Origin of the sequence: Mesorhizobium sp. M00.F.Ca.ET.216.01.1.1 (assembly GCF_004010325.2) — a bacterium.
GTDB lineage: Bacteria > Pseudomonadota > Alphaproteobacteria > Rhizobiales > Rhizobiaceae > Mesorhizobium.
Genome location: NZ_SADR02000168.1, coordinates 1 through 407 on the forward strand (window position 1 = coordinate 1; position 407 = coordinate 407).

Genomic DNA, 407 nt, shown 5'->3' on the forward strand with positions numbered 1-407 from the left:
ACGCGGCCAAGGAGTCGCAGAGCCACAATGAAGGCCGCATCAACGAGCTCGAGGATCTGATCGCGCGCGCCGAGGTTATCGACGTCTCCAAGCTTTCCGGCGACAAGGTCAAGTTCGGCGCGACCGTCGTGCTGGTCGACGAGGACACCGAGGAAAAGAAGACCTACCAGATCGTCGGCGACCAGGAAGCGGACGTGAAGTCCGGCCGCATCTCGATCTCCTCGCCGATCGCTCGTGCCCTCATCGGCAAGGAAGTCGGCGATGCCATCGAGGTCAATGCCCCCGGCGGCGCCCGCGGCTATGAGATCGTCCAGGTGCAGTTTATCTAAGGACCTTTTGATAATTCTACTCTGGCGGCCAACTAGCGCGGTTTTCTGCGCTTCCGGTGCTCGCGTACTTTAAGTACG

The 407-nt window shown here is 60.4% G+C and carries 1 protein-coding gene; it reads left to right on the forward strand.

The window, feature by feature from the left end; genetic code table 11:
• On the forward strand, nucleotides 1-329 hold a 329-nt coding region (greA, locus tag EN859_RS35570; RefSeq protein ID WP_135913631.1), incomplete at its 5' end, for a transcription elongation factor GreA.
• Nucleotides 330-407: the final 78 nt, after the last annotated feature.